Below are 16,141 nucleotides of genomic sequence, written 5' to 3' on the forward strand. Positions count from 1 at the left end.
CGGTTTCCTCGTTCCTTGAGGGCCCTCTGGCCATTGGCAGCGGACTGCGTTTTGTCCCTTTTGCGACCGGTTGATAGCAGGCGAGCCGCTCCCCCAGCAGTTGGAGAGCCTTTCGCTTCTCGTCCAGCGATGTGTGCGCGTAGATCATCATCGTCACGTCGATGGCGCTGTGGCCCACGATCTCCTGGACGGTGTCGCTGCGACTCGCTCGGTCAGTACAAGCGCACGCAGGTGTGCCTCAGGTCGTGAAACCGAGGCAGCGGCTCGGGCAGGACCGTGCGCACCCGATACCAGCTGCGGCGCAGGTTGTCCGGCTCCATCGGGGTGCCCGCCTTTGAGGCGAACACCATGTCCGAGTCGTGCCATTCGGGACCGGCCGCCACCCGTTCCTTCCCTGGGAGATCTTGTGCGCCTTGGCTGCATCCAACGGCTTCTTCGCCTCGTCAGGGTTCAGCCCATGGCCGACGACCCGCTTGTTCACCTCGCGCAGCGCCTCGGACTCGCTCGCGCTCTTTGCCGGGACCGACGCGCCGGCAGATCGGCGCTCGTCGATCGTCAGCCACCGCTTCAGGCACGAAGGCGAGATGCCGAAGTCCTTCGCGACCTGGGCTACGGAGGCATCCGACTCCCTGCAGACCCGGATCACGTCCTCGCGGAACCCGTTGGGGAACGCCTCGGGCATGGTGCACATCCTTCCAGCGCCGAGACACATCGACGCAGATCAGACGTCACCTATCCGTTCAGCAGACCCCAGATAACGGCCATTGGATGGCGCACCGCCATGGCCGAAAAGCGGCGTGCATTGTGTCGATGTATCCCAACCAGCCGGTGAGGCTCCGTGCATCGCGGCCTGGCTCCCGACATGCTTCTCGTGTCCGGCCTGCGCGTTCTTGCGACGCGAGGGTACGAGGAGCGCAGAACTTGGTGCGACGACATGGAGGATTCGATTGTCTGACGAGGAGATTTGGTCCAGCGCCGACGCGCGGCCCAGAGCCACCAACGATGCCCGCCGGGCCAGACGCCCCTTGCTCGGCCTCCTTCTGCTGCCGGTAGTCCTGCTTCTCGCCGGATGTTCCGGTCAGGGCGGTGCAGAGAGCCAGAACGCCGTGGACGCCGCACTGCGTTTCGCGACCGCAGTGCAAGGCGATGCGGGCACGGCGTGCGACCTCCTGGCGCCCGGGACGCGTCAGGAGCTTGAGGACCAGGACGGCCCCTGTCCCACCGCGCTGCCGGACCAGAACCTGCCACGGGCGTCGGGCCCCGGCGAGGCAGAGGTGTACGGCAAGGACGCCATCGTCCGGCTGAGCGGCGACACCATCTTCCTCGCGCGATTCGACGAGGGCTGGCGGGTCACCGCTGCTGGCTGCGTGGATGCCGGCAAGGACAAGCCGTACAGCTGCAGCGTGAAGGGAAACTGACCGTGCGCACCGTCTTCGTCGGCCTGCTGCTCTTCGTCGCGGTGGGCCTGGCCTACTGCATCACCATCGGGGCGATGAGCCGATGACGCGCTTCGTCAAGGAGAGCTCGCTCACCCTCGTCTTCTTCGTGCTGCTCCTCGCCGCGCTGGTCGGGCAGGCCTTCACCGGGCAGGCGTTCTACAACGAGTCCGCCACGGCCGCGAGCCTGCCCACCCTGAGCATCGGCGAGTACGTCACGTCGTCCCAGTTCACCGTCGACGTGGCCGAGAACTGGCAGTCCGAGTACCTGCAGTTCCTCCTGTTCATCCTGCTCACCGTCTGGCTGGTGCAGAAGGGATCGCCGGAGTCCAAGCCGCTGGATAGCGTCGGCCGTGAGAGCGACGAGGACCAGAAGGTCGGGGCGCATGCCACCGACGCGTCGCCCGCGTGGGCCAAGGCCGGCGGTTGGCGCACACGCCTCTACTCTCGCTCGCTAGGGGTCGTCATGGGCGCGATCTTCGTCCTGTCGTGGCTGGCCCAGCTCATCGCCGGACGCAGCGCGTACGACGCAGACCAATTGCAGAACCTCCAGGAGCCGCTCAGCTTGGGCGAATACCTCGCCGCGCCGGACTTCTGGAACCGGACCTTCCAAAACTGGCAGTCCGAGCTCCTCGCGGTCGCCAGCATGGTTGTCCTCAGCATCTACCTGCGCGAGCGTGGCTCACCCGAGTCCAAGCCGGTGGGAGAGTCCCACATCTCGACGGGCGTCGAGAACTGAGGCGCCGAGCCTGCTTTCACGTCAGGCACGCGGGGGGCCGAGCATCGTCCTTGAGTCCTCGAGCCGGCCCTTCGACGTGCGTCGTGCCACCGCAGCTCGTTGGCGACATTCACCGAGCGGGGTGTCGAATGCGCCCGTGTCAATGACGGTCTCGGACAGGGCGGCGACCTTGATGTTGCGGTTCTGGCTCTCCCTGACCAGGAGATCCCAAGCCGCGTCCAGCGACAGTTGCCTGGTGGTCATGATGATCCCGAGCGCAACGCCGATGTGTCGGCTCGTCCGCAGCGCGGCCTTGAAGTTGTCGACATCGTCCTGACGACGCAGAGCCCGCACGGTGGCCGTTGCCGTGGCGCCGAAGAGCGTCATGAGCGACTCGTGCTCGGACGTGAACGCGTGGGGCCGCGCTGCAAACACGTTGAGTGACGCGTGGCCTCCGTCGTCGACCGGCATGATGTAGCTCAGAAGGCTGCGGATATCTGTTTCGGCCACCAGTCTCGGCCCCAGACGGGCCCAACGTGGGTCTCTGCCGAGGTCATCGACGCGTACGGTGACACCGCCGCGCAGCGCGTCGAGGATGGGCCCTTCCTGCTCCTGGTCCCGAATCATGTCCACCATGGCCGGGACGCCGCTGGTCGCGGCGATGGTGGTGATGCGTCCATGGTGGTCGCTGGCGATGGATGCATGGTCTGCACGCAAGAGCTTGGCGGCGAGGTCACAGATCAGTTCTGGGGTGTGGACGCCTTGCACGCTGTGTTCCTGCAGGACCCGGGCAGCGTCGGCGAACTCCTCGATGGTCTGCCAATTCTGATCCAGGGCGCTCGGCATGGGTGTTCACCTCCCAGCGTGTCCGGGCCGTCCTTCGACTTCGATCCTCTCGCTGCCATTATCGCGAAAATCGTCCCCACATGACAGTCACAATGGCTCGCTGCGCGGAGCCGGCGACCACGAACCCGGGCCCTATGAGGTAGATCGTCTGCGCCGTGAACTGGGGGCGGGACTTCGGCACGAGGTACCCCGGCCGCGAGCCCTCCTATCGCGGAGGCCGCCATGAGCAGCTCGAACCAGGCCTCGGGCACGTGCAGTCGGTCACGCGCGAAGAGGACCTTGGTCGAAAAAGCGATGTTGCATACGAAGTTGAACACCGCCATGCCAACGGTGAGGCGCCGCAGTTCCGCGTGGCGGCCGAGATGGCTGAGCCCTTCTCGCACAGAGCGGAGCACGGGAGCGTGCGCGGCTGTGTCCACGGGGGGCGTCATCGGCCCGAGTCCAACCAGCAGCGCGGCGGAGATGAGGAACGCGAGAGCATGGCCGAAGCAGCCCAGCCGGGCGTGAGGGAGCAACGCTCCATCCGGGGCGAATGACACGGATTCCCACCTTCTCGACCACAGGCGGGGTGCACTCTGGACGTGAGGCCTGATTCAACGAGGCCCTTCGCCAGCTCGTACCGCGGGGGACCGAGGAGGCGAGTGCTGTGCTGCACCCCAACGGAGTCGACGCGACCACCGGCGAGCACCTGCTGCCACCGTTGGTGGAGCAGGACGTGGCTGACGCCTTCGGATCCGCCCCCCTCGACCACGCCTCCATGGCGGCGCTGACGGCCCACCACCGACGCACGACCGAGGACCACCTCGCCCCCAAGCACGGCGTCGACGGCTCGGACCTGAGTCTTGCCGGGTGGGGCGTCATCGCGAGCGAGCACGCCGACCCCGCAGTCCTCGTCGCGCTCCGCCCGCTGCTCGAGCACCGACGCGAGCAGGCCGCGTCGGCTCGGGAGCACCGCTTCCGTGAGCTCACCGGTGCGGACGGCTACCGACAGGACGAGACGAAGCAGGAGTTCCAGACCCGCTTCGGCGCCGGGCCCGGGCCCGTCGACCCGGACGTCCTGCCCTACCACCTTCTCATCGTCGGTGGCCCGGACGAGGTGCCGTTCTCGTTCCAGTACCAGCTGGACGTCCAGCACTCCGTGGGCCGCGTCTCCTTCGCGACGACCTCGGAGTATGCCGTCTACGCGAGGAACGTCGTCGCCGCCGACCGTGCCGCCGGCCGTGACAGACACGACGGTCCCGTCGACGTCTGCCTCTTCGCCCCGCGCCACGACGACGACGCGGCCACCGGGCTGTCCGAGCAGCACCTCGCCCGGCCACTCGCGCACGCCCTGGACGAGGAGGCGCAGCTCTTCCGCGTGTCGCGGCTGCTCGGCGGCGATGCCACCAAGGTGGGGCTGGTGTCGGCCCTGTCGGGGACCCGTGCACCGGGGCTTCTCTTCACCGCGTCCCACGGCCTCGGCTTCCCCAGCGGTCACCCGCTGCAGACCGAGACCCAAGGCGCACTGGTCTGCCAGGAATGGGACGGACCCGGTCACGGGCCCCTCGCCGCGGGCGAGTGGTTCGGAGCGACGGACGTGAGGGCCCTGGACGCGGACCTGACCGGGATGGTCGCCGTCGTCTTCGCCTGCTTCGGCGCCGGGACCCCCCGTGAGAACGACTTCGGACGCGCGCAGTTCAGTGCCGGCCCGCTGGCGCCCGCGCCCTTCGTGGCCGCCCTCCCCCGGGCCATGCTCGGACGTGAGGGGGGAGCGCTCGCCGTCGTGGGTCATGTGGACCGGGCGTGGGCGTACTCGTTCATGTGGCCCGGCGTCGGCGCCCAGACCGAGGTGTTCCACAGCACCCTGCGTGCGCTCGCGTCCGGTGAGCTGCTGGGCACCGCCCTCGAGTTCATGGGCGACCGCCCCGCGGAGGTCGCGACCGAGCTGGCCCAGACCATCGAGCTGCGCGACCTCGGCAAACGCATCGACCCGGCCACCCTCGCGGCGCTCTGGACAGCCTACTCCGACACCCGCAACTACGTCGTCCTCGGCGACCCCGCCGTGCGCATACGGCAGCAGTCGCACACTCCCCCGGTCACCCGGCCGACGGTCGACATCGCTGCGAGCGCCATTTGCCCTCAACCTCGCCCGCCCTTCGCGAAGGAGACCGTCGAGGTCGCCACGTACGTCACCCACGACCCGGCGGCCGTCCACGTGGACCCCGCGACGGGATGTATCACCGGGGCGCGGCTGGCCCTCTACTCCATGGTCCACACGAACGGCGACGCCCAGCACGTCGTCACGACGCCGCTTCCCGGAGCGACGGCCGACGACGACGAGGCGACCGCCCTGGCGGACCTGCACACTCGCCTGCTCGACGTCAGCCTCACCGCGCAGCGGGCGTCGACGGCTGGAGGTGGCGACCCCGATGACTGACTACGCCGACCTCGAGATCGGCCTGCATGCCCGTGACGGAGTCACCTGGCGCGTCGAGCTGCGCTACAGCCAGCCGCGCGCCGACGTCGAGACCCGGCTCGACAGCCGTGGAGCCCAGTTCGCCACCATCGACCCCGATGCCCTCGAAGTCCTCGCTGACGACGAGGAGGCCTACGGGCGAGCGCTGGGCCAGGCGCTCTTCGGGGGGTCGGTCGGTGACGGCTACCGGCAGTGCAAGGCAGCCGCGCAGGCCCAAGGGATCACGATGCGGGTCCGGCTCTTCGTGGGTCCCAGCGCCCCACAGCTCCACGCGGTCCGCTGGGAGACGATCCGGGACGTCGACGACGGATCGCCACTGCTGACGGACGAGTCGGTCGTCTTCTCGCGCTACCTGTCGAGCAACGACTGGCGGCCGGTCGGGCTGCGGCCCCGGAGCCAGCTGCGAGCCCTGGCCCTCGTGGCGAACCCGTCGGACTCGGGGGACTTCGGCCCGGCCGGACTGGCACAGCTCGACGTCGGTGCGGAGGTCAGTACGGCCAGGCAGGGCCTGTCGCCGTTGCCCACGCGCGTGCTCGCCGGGCGCAAGGACGCGACGCTGGACCAGCTCTTCGACGCGCTGCGCGACGGGTGCGACATCCTCTACCTCGTCTGCCACGGCTACCTCGTCGGCGACGCGCCGGTCCTGCTCCTCGAGGACGGCGAGGGCCACGGCGCGCCGATCCGCGGCGTCGAGCTCGTCGAGCGCCTGAGGGACCTCGTGCGCATGCCACGGCTCGTCGTGCTCGCGTCCTGCCAGAGCGCCGGAGCCGGCGACGAGTCCCGGAGCGACGACGGCGGCGCCCTCGCCGCCCTCGGCCCCCGACTGGCCGAGGCGGGCGTGCCCGCCGTCGTGGCCATGCAGGGCAACGTGTCGATGCAGACCGTCGGCCGCTTCATGCCCGTCCTCTTCCGGGAGCTGCAGCGCGACGGACAGGTCGACCGCGCGATGGCCGCCGCCAGAGGCACCGTGCGCGACCGGGCCGACTGGTGGGTGCCGTCGCTCTTCATGCGTCTGCGCAGCGGGCGCATCTGGTACCAGGCGGGATTCGGCGGTTCCGGTGAGGCGTTCGAGAAGTTCCCGGCCCTGATCAACGAGATCCGCGACCAGAAGTGCACGCCCATCCTGGGGCCCGGTCTCAACGACCAGCTCCTCGGCCCGCGCCAGGAGATCGCCCAACGCTGGGCCAAGCACTTCCGCTTCCCGATGGCCCCGCAGTGGCGCGACGACCTCCCGCAGGTCGCCCAGTTCCTCTCCGTGAACCTCGGGCCCAACTTCCCGCGCGACGAGCTCGGGAACTACCTCCGCACGGCCCTGCTCGAGGGCTACGAGGAGCTCGCGACGGCATACGAGGGCCAGAACCGCACCGACATCCCCCTCGGACCACTGATGTCCCAGGCCTGGCAGATCCGCTACCCCGAGGGCAGCGACGACCCGTACGCGTTCCTCGCCGAGCTGCCGTTACCGCTCTACGTCACCACCCAGCCGTGGAACCTGCTGGCCGACGCCCTCCGGCGCGCCGGCAAGGACCCGCAGATCGAGCTCTGCCGCTGGAAGCGGCTCGACAGCGACGACCCGTGGGGCTCCGACGAGGAGTTCGACACGCCTGACTGGGCGTTCGCGACGTTCGACGACGAGGACCGGCGCCGCGAGGCCGTCCTGTCGGGCTGGCCGACCTCGGTGTTCGACCGTGAGCCCGGCTACCGCCCGACCAAGGAACGACCCCTCGTCTTCCACCTCTTCGGGCACCACGCGCGGCGCCGGACCCTCGTGCTGACCGAGGACGACTACTTCGGCTTCCTCATCGGGATCACGCGCGACAAGGACCTCGTCCCTCTCAAGGTGCGGCGCGCCTTCTCCGACACCTCCCTCATGCTGCTGGGCCAGCCAGAGCTCGGTTTCGACACCCGCGTCATCTACCAGAGCATCCTCAGCCAGGAAGGCAACCGGCGAGGCGAGCACACCCACGTCGCCGTGCAGATCGACCCCGAGGAGAGCCGGTCGGTCGACCCGAACCGCGCGCGCAGGTACCTCGAGACCTACTTCCAGAGCAGCAACTTCACCATCTACTGGGGCAGCACCGAGGCCTTCATGAAGGAGCTCCGGGACGCGTGGCGGGCCGCGTCATGAGCACCGACGCGGCCCCGGCCGTCGCTCCCGCGCGCACGAACCCCTACGTCGGACCGCAGTCGTTCCGCCGGGGCGACCAGCTCTACGGACGCGACCGTGAGGCCGCAGACCTCGTCGACCTGCTCGTCGCGGAGCGCATCGTGCTGCTGCACTCCCCCTCCGGTGCGGGCAAGACCTCCCTCATCCAGGCGCGTCTCGTCCCGATGCTCGAGGAGGAGGGCTTCGAGGTCCTGCCCATCGTGCGGGTCAACCGCGAGCCGGCGGACGTCCCCGGCGCACCTGCCGGCATCAACCGCTACGTGCTCAGCACCCTGCTGTCCCTCGAGGAGGGCCTGCCGGCGGCGATCCAGCACACGGTGACGGAGCTGGCCGGCATGACCCTGGCCCAGTACCTGGCGCAGCGCCCGGACATGGACGGCCGCCCGGGAAACGAGGTCCTTGTCTTCGACCAGTTCGAGGAGGTCATCACCGCCGACCCCGTCGACCAGGACGCCAAGGCGGCGTTCTTCACCGACCTGAGCACGATGCTGGCCGACCGGAAGCTCTGGGCCCTGTTCGCCGCACGCGAGGACTTCCTCGCCGAGTTCGCGCCCTACGTCCGCCCCCTGCCGACCCGCCTGTCCACCCGCTACCGCCTGGACCTGCTGACGGCCGACCAGGCGCTCGACGCGATGACGCTGCCGGCGCGGGCCGTCGGCGTCGAATTCGACCACGACGCGGCTCGGCGGCTCGTCGACGACCTCCGCAAGGTGCGGGTGCAGCATGCCGGCACCGTCACCGAGGAGGAGGGCCCGCACGTCGAGCCCGTCCAGCTGCAGGTCGTATGCCGTCTGATGTGGGACCGCCTGTCCCGCGAGGCCCGTCGTGTGGAGATCGCAGACGTCGAGGCGGTCGGCGACGTCGACAAGGCCCTGGCCGACTATTACGCCACCAGCGTTGCCGGGGTCTGCGGCGACACCGGGCTGCCGGAACGATCGCTCCGCGACTGGATCGAGACCGCCCTCGTCACCAACCAGGGCTTCCGCGCCCAGGTCATGCGAGGGCCTGCCGGCCCCGACGACGTCAGCGAGCGCGTGCTGCGCACCCTCACCGACCGGCACCTCCTGCGGGCGGAGTCTCGACGCGGGGCCGTCTGGTACGAGCTCGCGCACGACCGCCTCGTCGAGCCCATCCAGCACGACAACGAGCACTGGAGGCGTCGCCACCTCACCACCCTCGAGCACCGAGCCCGGGACTGGGAGGCACAGGCGCGTCCCGACCGACTGCTGCTGACAGGCCCCGACCTCGCTGCCGCCCACCGGTGGGCCGACTCCGGTTCGCAGCCCCTCACCGAGGTCGAGCTCGCCCTGCTCCACGCGTCCGACGCCGCGGAGCAGCAGCTCGAGCGGCTCACCCGGGCCAATGCCAGGACCCGACGCTGGCTCGTGGCCACCGTCATCGTCTGCGCCCTCGCCCTCGTCGCAGCCGGGCTGGCGCTCCGCTCGAGCACGCGCGCCCGGGAGGCCGCGCAGAGGGCCGCGCAGGCCGGCCTGGTCGGGCAGGCCATGGGTCGTCTCGACGTCGACAACCAGCTCGGGCTCCTGCTCGGCGAGCGGGCGACCAAGATGACCGTCCCGGGCCAGGACGGGAGCTCGTGGCAGACGGAGAACCTGCTGCAGCTGGCCCTGGACGAGACGCCCGTCATGCGCACCTTCCGCAGCAGCCACGGACCGGCGATCGCCGTGACCTACAGCGACGACGGCGCGAGGGTCGGCACCGTCGCCTCCGACGGCACGATCGAGGTGTGGGACGCACAGGGCGGCAGCGTCGTGGCGTCCAGACCGGGCATCGGCACCGCCGATGCACTGTCCTTCAGCCCGGACGGCGACCGCATCGCCGTCGGTGGTGCGGACGGACGCGTCGCCATCTGGACCCCCTCGAAGGCGTCCTTCGTCGTCGTGGTCGCGCCCGCCACCAAGGCGGGCACGGCTACGCACGCCGTCTCCTTCAGCCCTGACGGCAGCCTTCTCGCCTGTGCGTACGACAACGGCACGCTGTCCGTGCTGCGGTCCGACACCGGGAGAGAAGTCCAGCACCTCGTGCGCTCCGGCGCCGTGCGCGACGTGGGCTGGGCCGGCCGGGGGAGCAAGCTCGTCGCCGTGGACGACTCGGGAGAGCTCGCGGCGTGGGACACGGGCAGGACCCAGAGCTCTGGCAGCTGGAAACCGGTCTTCACCTCGGCTGCGTCCCAGAAGATGCCCGGGTCCGCCGTCGCGGTGGCCCTCGACGTCAGCCCGGACGGGTCCCTCGTCGCCACCGGTGCGGGCAGCCAGGTCGTGATCTGGGACGTCACGGGAGGGCGCAAGGTCGTCGTCAAGGCGCTCCGGGCCGCTGCCCTCGACGTCTCGTTCACGTCCGACCCGCGGCGGGTGCTCGCCCTCGACGCCTACGGGAACCTCTCGATGGTCGACACGGGAACAGGCCAGGAGACCGGCTTCTCGTTCTGGGAGACCGGCACGCTGCCGCGAGGCATCGCCGCCGACCCGACCCGCACGGACCGGGCCGTCGTGCAGACCGGCACGGGGGACGCTGCCGTCTGGAACCTGCCCGAGACGCACTCGGACCTGGTGACCAGCCTCGACATGACCGGGGACGGCACCGTCGTGACGGGGGCGTGGGACGGGTCGGTGCGGCTGTGGTCGGTCACCGGCGCACAGGTCACGGCCGTCTCCGCGGCATCGACGTCGGCGTCGGCAGAGGGCAGCACTCACAGCCGGCTCGTCGCACCGGTCAAGGGGCGGGGCGTCCGCATCGTCGACACGGCCGTGGACCCCGGCGGCCGCTTCGTCGTCACGGCCGACACCGCGGGCGCGGTCGTCGTGACCCCGCTCTCGCCGGACGAGACGCGGCCCCAGCTCGACGCCGCAGCGACGCCCAAGGAGGCCATCGGTGCAGCCGCCGTGGCGGTGAGCCCGGACGGCACGCTCATCGCCACGGGCGGCGCCCAGATCGACCACGTGGTGCGCCTCTGGGACGCGGCAACCGGCCTGCTGCTCAGCTCGATGGACGACCACTCGGAGGCCATCGTCGGGCTCGCCTTCGGAGCCGACGGCAAGCAGCTTGTCAGCATCTCCCGGGACGGCACGGCGATCCTCTGGGACATCGCGAGCCACCACGCCATTCGGACCCTCAACGTTGCCGAGAACGTGACCGGTCTGCCGGCTGCGCGCGCCGCCCGGTCGCGCTCCGGCAGCTCGACGGACCCGGGTCTCCAGCTGGGGGACGTCGCGTGGAGCTCCGGGTCGCAGGGCTCCAGCCGGGTCGCCGTCGCGGTCGGTACCGACGTGCAGCTGTGGGACCCCGGCACCGGGCAGCTCGAGAGGACGTTGCGCGGGCACCTGCAGCGGGTCGCCTCCGTGGCCTTCGACGCGACGGGACGACGGCTCGTCAGCGCCAGCGACGACAACACGGCAGTCATCTGGGACGCCGCCGACGGGCACGTGGTGCGCCGCATCACGCATCGCGGCTGGATCGCCGGAGCGAGGTTCGTCCCGGGCGGGGACCGCGTCGTCCTGGCCGGCCGGACCTACCTGCCCACGGTTGCGTGGCTGGATGATGACGCGCTGCTCAAGGACGCGGAGCAGCGGACGACGCGTCGGCTGTCGACGGTCGAGTGCGACCAGTTCCAGCAGCTGGCCGGGGAGGACTGGCAGTGCTCGCTGCCGACGACGCCGGGCACGCCGACCCCCGGCGTCACGCAGTGAGGTCGGTGCCGGACGGCCTGTCGACGGGACGTGGCTTCTCGTCGAACGCGGTGGCGGGCGGGGCCTTGTAGCGGGCCGGCACGACGCCGCCACGAGGGCCGTCCTCGATGTACTGGACCTTCATCCAGGCGATGTCCTCGCCACGGACGGAGACGAACGACCAGGTCGGCAGCATGACGTTCTGGTCCTGCCCCGGACGGCGGTACTGCAGCCGCGGCTGCTCCAGGACGAGCTCACGGTTCTCGAGCTTCTGGTCGGGGGTGTAGTCCCCCACGAAGCCCCACAGCTCCGTCCCGTCCTTGAGGCGCAGGTGGACCCACGGCGTCGCGCCGTCGGGCCGGTGCTGACGGAAGAGGGCGAACCAGACGCTCCCGGGCACGATCCGTCCCGGCGCCGAGCGGCGCAGCAGCCAGTCCGCCAGCAGCGACAGCCCGAGCGAGACGCCGACGAAGACGAGCACGCTCGCCGTCACCTGTCCCAGGTGGGCCGACACGTAGGCCTGTCCGTCGGTCAGCCACCGGCTGCTGTCGACCACCCACGTCGCGCCGAGCGCCTGCGCCACCGCGAGGACCGAGAGCCCTCCGAGGCTGAACAGCATGCTGGTCAGGGCGATCCGGCTCGCCTCGCGGAAGGCGGTCTCCTCGATGAAGGGACGCCGACGCTCGCGCAGCAGCTCGAAGGCGAGACCCGGAGCGATGAACGCCAGGAAGACGAGGATCGCGCCGAGCGTCTCGGGGACCATGTCGCGTCAGTCGTCGGTCGTGCCGCCGGCGGAGGAACCGCCCCCGCCGCCCGAGTCGATGCCCTCGACGTCCGGGCCGCGCGTGCCCCACGACGTCGAGAACTCGTCGAGGTCGCGGGACAGCTCGGCGTCGTCCTCGCCGGGCTCGTCGGCCACCTGCTGCTCCTGCTGCTCCTGCTGGGCGGCGGCCACCCGCTGCTCCGCCGTCTGCGCGGCCTCCACGGCGTCCTTCGTGGCCTCGCGGGCCTCACGAAGCGCGTCGCTCTCCGACCCCTGTTGCTGCTCGGTCATCGGGTCCCCCCTTCTCGCGCTGCTCCTTCCACCATCGTCCTCCCGTCCCGTGGCGTCGGTGGCGAAATGCGGACGGATGCCACGAGACGGGTGCCGGGAGCTCACCGGGTCGGACGCGGGACCGGCTCGGGGCGCGCATCGCCGGCCGGCCGGCCGCTGCCAACGTTGGACAGCGCGCCGACGCGAAAGCCGACACCGACCTAGGGTTGTCCACATGGACGTCGGCCCCGCGCTCGCCACGGTCAGCACCGTCCCGACGATCCTCGAGGGTCTGCGCGCTGGTCGCCTCCTGTCTGACGCGGCCGCTGCCGACTCTGACGAGACCACGGCTGCCCTGCTCGCGCGCGAGGCGCGCACGGGTGACCCGGTCACCGCCATCGCGGCCGTCCAGGCCCTGGGCGCCACCGGCGCCTGGTCAGCAGCGCGGGCCCTCACCGACCTGCTCACCGATGAGCGTCGCTTCGTCGCCGAGCACGCCATCGATGCGCTGCGGCACGTGCCGCTCGACGAAGCGGCTCTCCCCGCCCTCGTGGGCGCCTGCCACGACGGCGGCTTCACCGGGATGCTGGCCCAGCGCACCCTCGAACGGTGGGCCACCGCCGCTCCGGACCAGGTGCGCGCGGCCCTCATCGGCGCACTGCCAGGTGCCGTCGACGCAACAGCGCGCGCGCGCCTGGTCGAGACGCTCGGGCTGGTGCCCGGCGCGGCCTCGACGCAGGTGCTGCTCGACCTCGCCGGCAACGACGCTGAACCCCTCGCCGTCCGCACGACGGCGCTCGCCGCCCTGGGCGACGGTCCGGCAGCCGACCGCAGCGCGGAGCAGCTTCTCATCGCCCTGACCCGCACCGTCGGCCCCCTGGCCCGCACCGCCAGACTCGCCCTCCACGACCTCTCCGTGGCGCCGAGAGGGCCGTCGCCGACGGCCTCGAGACCCGCGGCCGCTCCCCCGGCGGCACCCGGTCGCGCCGGCCTCACGATCGCCCAGCTCTTCCTGCACTCCGACATCGACGGTCAGCTCAACCACGCGGGCCAGGGCGACACGGGCGGCATCGCCACGCTGCTCGTCCACCTCGGTGACGCGCTGCTGCGGCAGCCGGGCGTCGGGCGCGTCATCACCATCTCGAGTGGCACCCCCGACCCCGCGCACTTCCCCGTCGGGCGCGGTGCCGCGCCCCTCGCCGGCCAGACGCCCCCCTCCGGCCTGCTCACGCCCGGCCACCACTACGCCCACGTGCCGCGGTCGGGTGCACCTCTCGGCGTCGCGCAGGCCTGGCCGACGCGCGTGACGACACGACGCGGCATACGCAGGATCCTTCGAGCTGCAGGGCACGTCGACGCCATCCACCTGCGGATGGCCGACGTCGGGTCGATGGCTGCGGCGGAGGCCGCGGCCGAGCTCGGCATCCCGGTCGTGCTGACCCTGGCCCCCGACCCCCACGCCCTCATCGAGGCGCGCGACACGGCGGGGACCCTGACGCGCGCCACGTTCGGCGAGGCCGACCTCGTCGAGCACCTGTGGTTCCGGGACCGCCTCCTGCTCGACCTGGCCGACCGGGCCGACCACCTCGTGCTCTTCCCACGGCCCAACGTCGAGCGCGACCTGCACCGCTTCCTCGGACTCGACCTCACGACGCAGCAGGCGACCGTCGTCGGCGAGGGGATCGACGTCTCGGCGCTGGACCGCGTCGTTCGGGAAGTGCGCGACGAGACGGTGCGCGGGCCCGCCGTCTCGGCAGCCGTCGGGGAGCTCAGGCGCCTCCTCGCGACGTTGCCCGCCGAGCGTCGCGACCTGCCCGTCGTCGTGACGGTCGGCCGCCTCAACGCCGTCAAGGGGATGGCCACCCTCGTGCGCGCCTGGCGGGAGGATCCCGACCTGGCCGCACACTGCAACGTGCTCGTCGTCGGTGGCGACCTGGACCAGCCGAACGACGACGAGGCAGCCGAGCTGGCCCGCATCCACGCCGTCGTCCCTGCCGACGACGCGACCTCGCAGGGGCTGCTGCTCGCGGGCCACCGACCCAACGCCACCGCGACCGCCTGGCTCGCGGCCCTCGGTAGTGCCGCCACCGCCGGCACGCCCCGCGGCGTCTACGTGAGCGCCAGCCTCAAGGAGGAGTTCGGCATCGCCATCCTCGAGGCCATGGCGGCCGGACTCGTCGTCGTCGCGCCCGCGGGTGGCGGCCCGGCGACCTACGTCGCCCACGGCGAGACCGGCATCCTCACCGACACCTCCAGCGCGCAGTCCGTCGCCGCGGCCACCCGTGCGGCGCTCGGCCTGGCCACGTCGCCGGACGCCCCGGCGCGCGTGCGGCAGGCTCAGGACATGATCCACGCGAGGTTCGGCATCGACACGATGGCCGCAGAGCTCACTGCCGTCTACGCCCGACGCGGCTCCCGGGCCGCCCCGGGCGACCTCTCGTCGCCCGTCGCCGAGGAGGGGGCGTCGTGACGCTGCTCGTCATCAGTCCCGACTACGCCTCGCACCTCTACCCGCTCGCCACCCTTGCGACCGCGTGGCGGGACGCGGGTGAGCGCGTCGTCGTCGCCACCGGTCCCGCGACCGACGCCCTCGTGCGCGAGTTCGGCTTCGCCCGCGTGCATTTGCAGCTCGGCCGTGGCTCGAACCCCGGCGTCATCCGCGCCGAGGAGCAGCCAGAGGGTGAGGACGACTCTCTCCGTGGCTTCTTCGAGGCGACGAGGGTCGGCGCCGTCGAGACGCTCGCCTACCAGGCCCGTGCTCGCGGCGACGACCTGCTCTGGAACGCCGTGGGCGTCGCCCGCGCGGTCCACGACGTCGTCGAGCGGGTGCGCCCCGACACGATCATCGTCGACCACCTCGCCTTCGGGGCCCGGCTCGGACTCGCGAGCAGCGGCATCAGCCACGCCGACGTCGTCCTGGGCCACCCCTCGGCCCTGACGCTGGGTGACGAGGTCTACGGCTACCCGCCCGCCTGGCCGCGCGCCATCGAGCCCGATCCCGCCGCGCTCGAGGAGCTGCGCCTGCTGTCCGAGCAGGTGCGTGACGACTTCACCTCGCAGTGGAACTCCGCTCTGGCACAGCTGAACCCGGGCGCGACGCCCAGCGTCGACGCGTTTGCCGAGACCGGCGACGTCCTGCTGCTCAACTACCCCGAGGAGCTGCACGAGCCGCACCGCACGGCGCTGCTGCCGCGCCACACCTTCCTCGGGTCTTCGGTCCGCGAGGAGGCGCCCGACGCGCAGGTCGAGGCCTGGCTGGCGGGCGGTGACGGGCCGGTCGTCTACGTCAGCCTCGGCAGCTTCCTCTCGGCGCGCTCCGACCTGCTGGCGCGGATCGTCGAGGCGCTGCACGGCCTCGACGTGCGCGTCGCCCTCGCCAACGGCTCGACGCCCCGGGCGCTGCTCGGACCCGTGCCGGACTCCTGGCTGGTGCGCGAGATGCTCCCGCAGGTCACTCTCCTGCGGCACGCGTCGCTCGCCGTCTCGCACGGCGGCAACAACAGCGTCACCGAGGCCCTGACCGCGGGCGTGCCCCTGCTCCTGCTCCCCCTGTCGACCGACCAGTTCGCGGGAGCCGCCGCCGTCGAGCGGCGCGGACTCGGTGAGGTGCTCGACCCCAACCGGGTGGGCGCCTCCGAGCTGCGTGCGGCCGCCGAACGACTGCTCGGGGCCGGACCGGACCACGCCGACCGAGCGGCCGGGCTCGCCCGCCTCAGTGCGTCCCTGCGCGCGCGTCCGGGTCCTCACCGTGCGCGGGATGCCTTGTCGGACAGGGCGGTCCGACCGCACGCCTGATTCCGTAT

General features: G+C 71.4%; 11 protein-coding genes. 7 read left to right on the forward strand and 4 right to left on the reverse strand.

Going from position 1 to position 16,141, the window contains the following annotated elements:
* Window positions 1-238 precede the first annotated feature (238 nt).
* Entirely contained in the window at window positions 239-682 is a 444-nt protein-coding gene (locus IEY30_RS14030; RefSeq protein ID WP_162181008.1) for a transposase, read from the reverse strand.
* A gap of 265 nt (window positions 683-947) precedes the next feature.
* Between IEY30_RS14030 and IEY30_RS14035 the strand changes: the two genes are divergently transcribed.
* Together IEY30_RS14035 and IEY30_RS14040 are read left to right on the forward strand one after the other, a co-directional pair.
* Window positions 948-1,418 (forward strand): hypothetical protein, encoded by a 471-nt coding sequence (locus IEY30_RS14035; RefSeq protein WP_052358594.1) that lies wholly within the window; start codon window positions 948-950, stop codon window positions 1,416-1,418.
* A gap of 82 nt (window positions 1,419-1,500) precedes the next feature.
* Window positions 1,501-2,175 (forward strand): DUF6766 family protein, encoded by a 675-nt coding sequence (locus IEY30_RS14040; RefSeq protein WP_030199381.1) that lies wholly within the window; start codon window positions 1,501-1,503, stop codon window positions 2,173-2,175.
* Between the two features lie 21 nt (window positions 2,176-2,196).
* On the opposite strand, the gene IEY30_RS14045 is transcribed toward IEY30_RS14040, so the two are convergent.
* Window positions 2,197-3,000 (reverse strand): GAF and ANTAR domain-containing protein, encoded by an 804-nt coding sequence (locus IEY30_RS14045; protein WP_030199379.1) that lies wholly within the window; start codon window positions 2,998-3,000, stop codon window positions 2,197-2,199.
* Between the two features lie 646 nt (window positions 3,001-3,646).
* On the opposite strand from IEY30_RS14045, the gene IEY30_RS14050 reads away from it, so the two are divergent.
* The 3 genes from IEY30_RS14050 to IEY30_RS14060 are packed head-to-tail and all read left to right on the forward strand — an operon-like array spanning window position 3,647 to window position 11,326.
* The gene (locus IEY30_RS14050; RefSeq protein WP_052358593.1) at window positions 3,647-5,416 is read left to right on the forward strand and encodes a C25 family cysteine peptidase; all 1,770 of its coding nucleotides are present in this window, start codon (window positions 3,647-3,649) and stop codon (window positions 5,414-5,416) included.
* Complete coding sequence (locus IEY30_RS14055) at window positions 5,409-7,583, forward strand: CHAT domain-containing protein (protein ID WP_156035333.1); 2,175 nt, start codon at window positions 5,409-5,411, stop codon at window positions 7,581-7,583. Before IEY30_RS14050 ends, IEY30_RS14055 begins: the two co-directional genes overlap by 8 nt.
* A complete protein-coding gene (locus IEY30_RS14060) occupies window positions 7,580-11,326 on the forward strand; it encodes a WD40 repeat domain-containing protein (RefSeq protein ID WP_156035331.1) in 3,747 nt (1,248 codons plus the stop codon). Before IEY30_RS14055 ends, IEY30_RS14060 begins: the two co-directional genes overlap by 4 nt.
* Here IEY30_RS14060 and IEY30_RS14065 read toward each other — a convergent pair.
* Together IEY30_RS14065 and IEY30_RS14070 are read right to left on the reverse strand one after the other, a co-directional pair.
* A complete protein-coding gene (locus tag IEY30_RS14065; RefSeq protein WP_030199367.1) occupies window positions 11,316-12,068 on the reverse strand; it encodes a DUF6338 family protein in 753 nt (250 codons plus the stop codon). The genes IEY30_RS14060 and IEY30_RS14065 overlap by 11 nt on opposite strands.
* Before the next feature lie 6 nt (window positions 12,069-12,074).
* A complete protein-coding gene (locus IEY30_RS14070) occupies window positions 12,075-12,359 on the reverse strand; it encodes a hypothetical protein (protein WP_030199365.1) in 285 nt (94 codons plus the stop codon).
* Window positions 12,360-12,573: 214 nt separating this feature from the next.
* Between IEY30_RS14070 and IEY30_RS14075 the strand changes: the two genes are divergently transcribed.
* Window positions 12,574-14,808 carry a glycosyltransferase gene (locus IEY30_RS14075; protein ID WP_052358590.1) on the forward strand — a complete coding sequence of 745 codons (2,235 nt, stop codon included), beginning with the start codon at window positions 12,574-12,576 and terminating at the stop codon, window positions 14,806-14,808.
* Window positions 14,805-16,133 (forward strand): nucleotide disphospho-sugar-binding domain-containing protein, encoded by a 1,329-nt coding sequence (locus IEY30_RS14080; RefSeq protein ID WP_030199361.1) that lies wholly within the window; start codon window positions 14,805-14,807, stop codon window positions 16,131-16,133. Before IEY30_RS14075 ends, IEY30_RS14080 begins: the two co-directional genes overlap by 4 nt.
* Window positions 16,134-16,141: the final 8 nt, after the last annotated feature.

Source organism: Terrabacter tumescens (assembly GCF_014646815.1).
In the GTDB taxonomy this organism is placed as follows: Bacteria; Actinomycetota; Actinomycetes; order Actinomycetales; family Dermatophilaceae; genus Terrabacter; species Terrabacter tumescens.

What these genes read in the sequence shown, in the direction of transcription:
- IEY30_RS14030 (WP_162181008.1), bottom strand. Translation starts at nt 682, where the DNA reads ATGCCCGAGGCGTTCCCCAACGGGTTCCGCGAGGACGTGATCCGGGTC.
- IEY30_RS14040 (WP_030199381.1), top strand. Translation starts at nt 1,501, where the DNA reads ATGACGCGCTTCGTCAAGGAGAGCTCGCTCACCCTCGTCTTCTTCGTG.
- IEY30_RS14045 (WP_030199379.1), bottom strand. Translation starts at nt 3,000, where the DNA reads ATGCCGAGCGCCCTGGATCAGAATTGGCAGACCATCGAGGAGTTCGCC.
- IEY30_RS14055 (WP_156035333.1), top strand. Translation starts at nt 5,409, where the DNA reads ATGACTGACTACGCCGACCTCGAGATCGGCCTGCATGCCCGTGACGGA.
- IEY30_RS14060 (WP_156035331.1), top strand. Translation starts at nt 7,580, where the DNA reads ATGAGCACCGACGCGGCCCCGGCCGTCGCTCCCGCGCGCACGAACCCC.
- IEY30_RS14065 (WP_030199367.1), bottom strand. Translation starts at nt 12,068, where the DNA reads ATGGTCCCCGAGACGCTCGGCGCGATCCTCGTCTTCCTGGCGTTCATC.
- IEY30_RS14070 (WP_030199365.1), bottom strand. Translation starts at nt 12,359, where the DNA reads ATGACCGAGCAGCAACAGGGGTCGGAGAGCGACGCGCTTCGTGAGGCC.
- IEY30_RS14075 (WP_052358590.1), top strand. Translation starts at nt 12,574, where the DNA reads ATGGACGTCGGCCCCGCGCTCGCCACGGTCAGCACCGTCCCGACGATC.